This is a genomic window from Prevotella sp. HMSC073D09 (genome assembly GCF_001814145.1).
GTDB classification, from domain to species: Bacteria; Bacteroidota; Bacteroidia; order Bacteroidales; family Bacteroidaceae; genus Prevotella; species Prevotella conceptionensis.
Genome location: NZ_KV815113.1, coordinates 1 through 6,408, shown reverse-complemented (window position 1 = coordinate 6,408; position 6,408 = coordinate 1). Strand labels below are relative to the sequence as shown.

General features: G+C 45.8%; 4 protein-coding genes. All 4 read right to left on the bottom strand.

From position 1 onward, the window contains the following. Positions 1-158: 158 nt before the first annotated feature. Genes cas2 through HMPREF2955_RS17165 form a run of 4 tightly spaced genes read right to left on the bottom strand, consistent with a single transcriptional unit; the run spans position 159 to position 6,020 of the window. Positions 159-500, bottom strand: coding sequence for a CRISPR-associated endonuclease Cas2 (gene cas2 / locus HMPREF2955_RS09980; RefSeq protein ID WP_070723159.1), 342 nt, complete (start codon positions 498-500; stop codon positions 159-161). Positions 501-507: 7 nt separating this feature from the next. Then, on the bottom strand, positions 508-1,440 hold the full coding sequence (cas1, locus tag HMPREF2955_RS09975) for a type II CRISPR-associated endonuclease Cas1 (protein ID WP_070723156.1): 933 nt from the start codon (positions 1,438-1,440) through the stop codon (positions 508-510). Beyond that, a complete protein-coding gene (gene cas9, locus HMPREF2955_RS09970; protein WP_371326388.1) occupies positions 1,440-5,363 on the bottom strand; it encodes a type II CRISPR RNA-guided endonuclease Cas9 in 3,924 nt (1,307 codons plus the stop codon). Before cas9 ends, cas1 begins: the two co-directional genes overlap by 1 nt. Then, positions 5,364-6,020 (bottom strand): hypothetical protein, encoded by a 657-nt coding sequence (locus HMPREF2955_RS17165; protein WP_371326387.1) that lies wholly within the window; start codon positions 6,018-6,020, stop codon positions 5,364-5,366. It abuts the gene before it with no gap. Between the last annotated feature and the right edge of the window lie 388 nt (positions 6,021-6,408).

Sequence of the window (6,408 nt, the reverse complement as noted above, 5' to 3'; positions counted from 1 at the left end):
AAACTCGTACATTTGCAGTATCGCCAACAACTTAAATACCATATCTATTTGTACTACAAACAGATACGAAGATTTAAGAAATAAAAAAAATGAGACTGCAAAAAGAAATCCCACTCGCATGGAGTGGGATTTCTTCTTTCTAATAATATATATGTATGTTAGAACAATTCCAGCTGTTGCCCAGGTGCGTTAGGCTTATGAGGTTTAGTGCCATAAAAGAGCTGAATGTTGTCGAATTGCTTATCTGTTATACACAAAACACCAACCTTGCCATACTTGGGGAGCGACTTTTTCACCCGTTTGATATGCACTTCCGCATTCTCCATGCTAGCACAATGCCGCAGGTAGATGGAGAATTGAAACATGGTGAACCCATCTCGCTGCAAAAGGTTGCGAAAGTCTACGTATGCTTTCTTATCCTTCTTCGTTTCTGTTGGGAGATCGAAAAACACCAATATCCACATAACACGATACTCATTAAGACGGCTAAGGTTTGACATAAGCAAATTACATTTCAGGATAACTCACACGGCGCAGCTCGCCCGAAAAACATTTATAGAGCGAGGCCGTGGTCTGCTGCACGGCTATCATCAGCGGACTTCGTTTACCATTAACAACCACATCTAGTGTGGGAATAACAAGCAACTGCGACTTCAACTCGCGAGTGAGTTCACCCACCAGCGCATTTGTGCGAATGATGTTAAGCACTAGGCGGTCTACATAGGGTCGATAAGGTTCCATAATGTCGTCGGCCAAGCAATAGGCATTGTAGCGATTGTGATGATGAATGCCCAAAGTGGGCAACAATCCACTACCAACCAATGCCCTAGCCACCACAGCACGTAGAATGGCATAGCCGTAATTTAGCAAATTGTTGGGCGGTTCGCCTTCGCGTGCCCTAACAAAATGCGGCAGTTCGGGAAAAAGATGCTGCCAATAATGAGCTGCGGCACGCGCCTCGATGTTATCAGGGTCGCCACTTCGCACCTGTTCTGCCCACACCTGCATGCACTTTTCGTCGTTACCCGTAACGCTCCGTAAAATTGCAGCTTGATTGGTTATCTTCTGTTTGATGGTTTGTTGCCAAAGCTGTTTGCGCAAAGGCAACGAAGACGCGATCTGCTCTCGAAAGCGTTCGCTTTGCAAGGTATTGCCACTAAGGGGCAGAAGTAGGCCCACGGGGTGGCCTTGTGCATTGCAGGTTATCACGGCACAATTGTTTTCGAGCAAGGCATCGAGCGCACCCGAAGTGATGGTTATGCGCCGATGGTCGAGCACCACCACCCCAATGTCTTCCACAGGGATGGTGCGCTCGGCCTGTTCTTTCAGCACGTTGCTCAGATTTTCATTCTCCACCACCTCAGGTAGACGAATAACTAACTGGCATTGGTGCAGACTTAGATAGGCGGGATTGGTGAAACAGAGTGTCTTCTTAATCATTACCTCACAATTTTTGTGATATTACCAAGTCGATCTACTTCCAACTTCCAGCATACGTCCTTTATCATTTGTTTATTAATGGTGGAAACATCATAATTGTCCGAATATTCCATGATGTCTATTGCGCGTCCCATTTTATTCATGGATTCGAACTCCACCTTATTATATATAGTAGATGCTACTTCGAATGGCAAGAAGAAACAATTCACATCCGTTGCACTCACCATCTTATATATCCTCCGTTTGTCTATTGAGGGATGCGCTGCGGCGCGGTCTTCGTCTGTGGGAACATACACCAAGTCGTTCGGCGAGAGGTAGAATTTAAGGGGTATCCCCGCTCCATTGGTTTCGGGAACAGGCGTTTGCCCCGTTTTCAACCTTTCGGCCGATACGTTAAGGGCAATCGTTTCAAAGTTCCGTTTGCCGTCCTTATCCTCATAAATGGCGAAATAAAGGTTGGTTCCAGACTGCGCTTCAACAAATTTGGTTTTCTTCGAACCCGTCTGCCCCACAGCAAACTTAGCTCCCATAACCTCCGATACACGCACCTTCAATATGGGTTGATGGGGTTTCCCGTTGTTATACTCGGCAATATGCTCGTTCAAATAGGCAATACCTTCGGGCGTAAAGGCCTGTTCGGGAGAATTACCATTTGCCTTTAAATAGTTTAGCAAAATCTTTTGAATACCCGTGTCGGTAATGTCGGCTATGCGTTTGGCATTGAATGACGTATCTAACGGTTTGCGCGTGGCTACCATTGGCGTAGATTTTGCCGAACTAACATACACTTCCACCTTCTTTATATCGCGCTTATTAAACTTAAAGTCCTTAGCTTTAAAGTTGGCCAAGACCTGTTGGAGGTTAAAGCCATCACGCAGAAGTGCTTTTATGTTTGCACGCAATTCCTTGTCTACAATGGCGTTGACATCCTCCAAAGCACGTTTCAAAGGCAGCATTTCTTTTCTGATAAGGTTCACCTCGCCGTAGTACGTTTCCTTGTGCATGGGTTTTCTGATGGCTTTCAGCCCCTCACCCTCTTGTTTAAATCGTTTCTTCTTTCCATCCTTATCATAACGGAGATACGTGTTCGAGGCCTTATTCACCACGCGCACCGTATTCTTAAAGCTAACAACAAGGTCTTCAAGTGCCGCTTGGGCATCCTGCGTAAAGGTTGGCCAAGGTTTTCTTATCCTGCGTTTTACGTCGCACAGCAGGCGGCGAAGGTCTTGGTGAGCATTGGGACTGGCAGCCGATTGATTATTGAGATAATTAACAATATCGGCCGATGCGCAGGCGATAACCAGCGCATCCATAGCATGGTGACGATGGTCGATACGTTTTTTCACAGATCCGCGTTGGCATTCAGGAGGTAAAGTGATTTGGAACACCTTCTTACTATCTTCTCCTTGCTTTTTATTCTCCTCATCCAACGCTCTCCAATACCCAAAGTTCTGAGTACCTGTAAGATTGTTAAGCCTAATGAAACGTGGATAAACCAAATTGTGCCACACATCGTGCAAGCCCCAATCTTTTTTCAGCGTATCGGTAACGCCGCCCGTACACACCACCACATGTTTCGAACGCGTTTCTCGTTCTCCTTCTTCTCTAACCACATTAGAAAGCAGGGCCATCACCGTTTTACTGATATAGCGTGTGTCGTTCAGCTGTCGCGAATTAAAATCCGTGGGCAAGTCTTCCATCAACAGCTTGCTACGTTTAGCAGGGTTGTGGGCATAGTTAGTCATCACATGCAGCTTGTAGGCATCCTCGTCAAGAATGCCCTTTGTTTTTCCACCGAATTTCTTAATAAACTCCATACCCAAATTGTTACTTTTGAGTGTATTTACCTCGGCCTCACAAATAACCTTATTAGAGAACGAATTGTCGAAATAACGACTCTGCGGTATAATGTGCTCAATCTCGTAAGCAGGGGTAAACAGCTTGGCCAAAGGGATGGGCCTACCTGTATATGGCGACACATACTTTTGGTCGAGCCACAACTTATAACGCCGCAGTTCGCTACTAGACGGTTGCGCCAAGCGAGAAATCTTAGCGATGTCTTCGTCTTTATCGGTTAAGGTTTCTAATGCGCCCTCTTCGTATATTTTGAGCAATTCGCGCTGTGAAGGCGAATAAGGACGAACATCGCTGATGCTAGGGTCGTTCTTCAATTCGGTAAGCAACAAGCTTATGCGCATGTTGGTGTTTTCGTTGCGCTGTATGGCCTGGGTGTCGCGCGCCCGTTGTTCGGCCGTTCGTTTCATATTACGCCCAAGCTCAACGTGTATCTCGTCTATCTGCCCTTCCTGTTTCCATACATCGCGAACTGTACGTAAAGTTTCTAGCACACATTGCTCCACAATGGGGTTGCGCATAGAATGTTGCTTAAAGTTGTTGATGAAGGTGTTTAGCTCGCCTGCATCTTTCCACTTCACTATCTCGGCCACTTCCGAATGTCGGCCGTACACCACATAACAAGCATCCGAAACGGATAGACCTTGGAAATGAGACAAAGCCGTTAAGGGTCTTTGGGGATTAATAAGAGCACCTTTCAATCGTTCGTCTATATTCTCTTCAATAATGTTGTCTATGTTTTGCAACGTTTGCTTGCAGATGCCCCGATTAGCCATTTCGTCGTACACAGCTTGCTTATTGCCTTTGGTCCGCTTAGCAGGGTCGGCTAGTTCGTCTCCGCACCAATACTTGCCCACGCGCATCACTTGCAACAGTTTCTTCGTTGCTTTCTCCGAGTAGGCGCCATATTCTTTCTTAAAGGGTTTCACCTTCAAGAAAGCTTCCACAAAGGCATCGACAGAAGAAATGCCATGTGCAAGGGCAAAACGGCGCAAGGCACTAGTAAGTTCGTTGCGGTCGGTTATCGAGTAGAGCAAGTTCCAAAGCATATACTCCACGGCAGGCTGAACAAGCAGCTGGCCAATCGCCTCTTTCTCCTCTTTCTCCGCGTTCATGGCCTTAATGGCTCTGTTCATGGCATGGCGCGTTTCGTTGGCAGGGTACACCTTGTCGTCTACATAGTTCCAACGTAGGGGGAACTCGCCACCCTTGGGTTTCTTCAACTTCAAGAAGTCACGCAAGATGTGTTCTTGCTTTATTTCGCCTTGGTTATTGAGCAGGTCGAACAATCGCTCCTTATCGCCGTTGCCCTTTATGTAGTCTGCGGTTACGTCCTGACCGTCTATTTGGCGTAAAAGCCTAAGGTTGCTTATCCACTGCCATAGTCTGAACTCTTGAAAATAAGGGTTAGACTTGGCGATGCACTTCACATTCACATCCTTTATTTCTCCCGTTTCCTTATTAATATATTGGCGGATTTCGTATGGGCAGTTGGAGATAAGCGATTTTTTGCTTTTCAGTGGACGCTGATAAAACAGAATGTCTTCTACAAGCAAGTGCTTAAAGTCTTTTGCCATGAGCTGTGCGCGGTGTTCCCCGTTGTTCCGATAGAGTTCCTCGGCACATGCTTTCAGCAATTCGGCATCACGCAATTCTGGATGAAACTCCATTTGCTTGGCAATTATCGCTTGCAACTCGCGCTTGTAGTATTTGCGGTCGATGGTACGCACCAATTGGCCACGCACCTTATCTGATGGGTTCGCCAAAAGATGTTGGTAAATAAATGCGCCCACAGTTAAGCCCGATTTCTCCAAATGGTCTTCGGTACGTTTCTTAAGCAGCGTCCAATCGTCTTCTTTTGGCAAGCTAATCGAACGTTTCTCGTTACCATCTTTATCGCGTTTGGGTGTAACGCCATCTGTCTCTAAATTGGTAGTAACGATAAACGGAAGCGTAAGGCCCAGCCACTTGTCTAGCGGATACTTACTTTGCCTGCGATAAACCCAACCATTCTCCAAAAGCACGTTATACCAAATGTTGCCGCCCTTACCTTCGTCGGTGGCTTCCACCTACACTACTTTTAGTTCATGATACTCCACGCGCTTGCTTGGTATTTCCTCGTCTTCCTCCCCGCGCAACTGGTAATAGCCACGCTTTTGGTTGAAATTGAGCAATATCCAAGCCAGCTCTTCCTTTGCAATTGGCTTTGTCAAAGCCTTCGTACGAAGATAATACAGCGTCCAATCCAATGGAATGCGTTTGCCGTTGGCAAGAAGTGAGGGTTGACTTTCCTTGAAATCTTCGAGCATTTCGTCGAACGACTGCATGAAAATAAAACGATGTTCCCCATCATCAGCCTTTCGCCAAGCCAGCTTTGGTTCTGTTTCGGGCAAGAACTTCGCATAGGTGGCGTTATCGTTTCTATCCCATCCAATGCACGCGGCATAGTGTTCTGGCAAGAAACCCAACAGTTGAAGAACACGATGAAGACGCTCACGGCGCAACAGTGCGCGCTCTAACAAACGGCGGTGACTGCGATATTCGGTCCGTTCTGCCGTCTGCGACACGGTAACACCCGAATCAAACTTACCCAATACGTCTTGACTCATGGGGATAATGCGACTTCCCAAACGGATTTTCTTCACTAGCTTACCATTCGCGTCAACAGAAATCAAAGCCCAGCCAACACTATTCGTGCCGAGGTCTAAACCTAAAATATTTTTCATTTTATAGAAATTTGTTTTGCAGTTAGCGATATTATCATTAAATTTGCATCACGATTTCAAGCAAATCACAATAAGGATTATTCCGTTGTGAAACAAATAAGCCGGGTGTTATTAGGGAAACCTCATAGCATCCGCCTTTTTTGTTGTATGCTATCATCGCAAACAAAGTGCTTTTGTTTTTATTAAGGCAAAAATAAACATAAATTTCAAAACAAACAACAATCCAACTAAAAAAGTTAGCCAATAAATAATATACTATCGCTAACTTAACCAATTCACTAACTCACAAACTCACCAGCTCACAAACTTAAACCCTCAATAACTCCCAAAAACGAACAAGCCCTGAGTGCGACGTTTGCACTCAGGGCTTTCGTATGAAAAAAGGCGG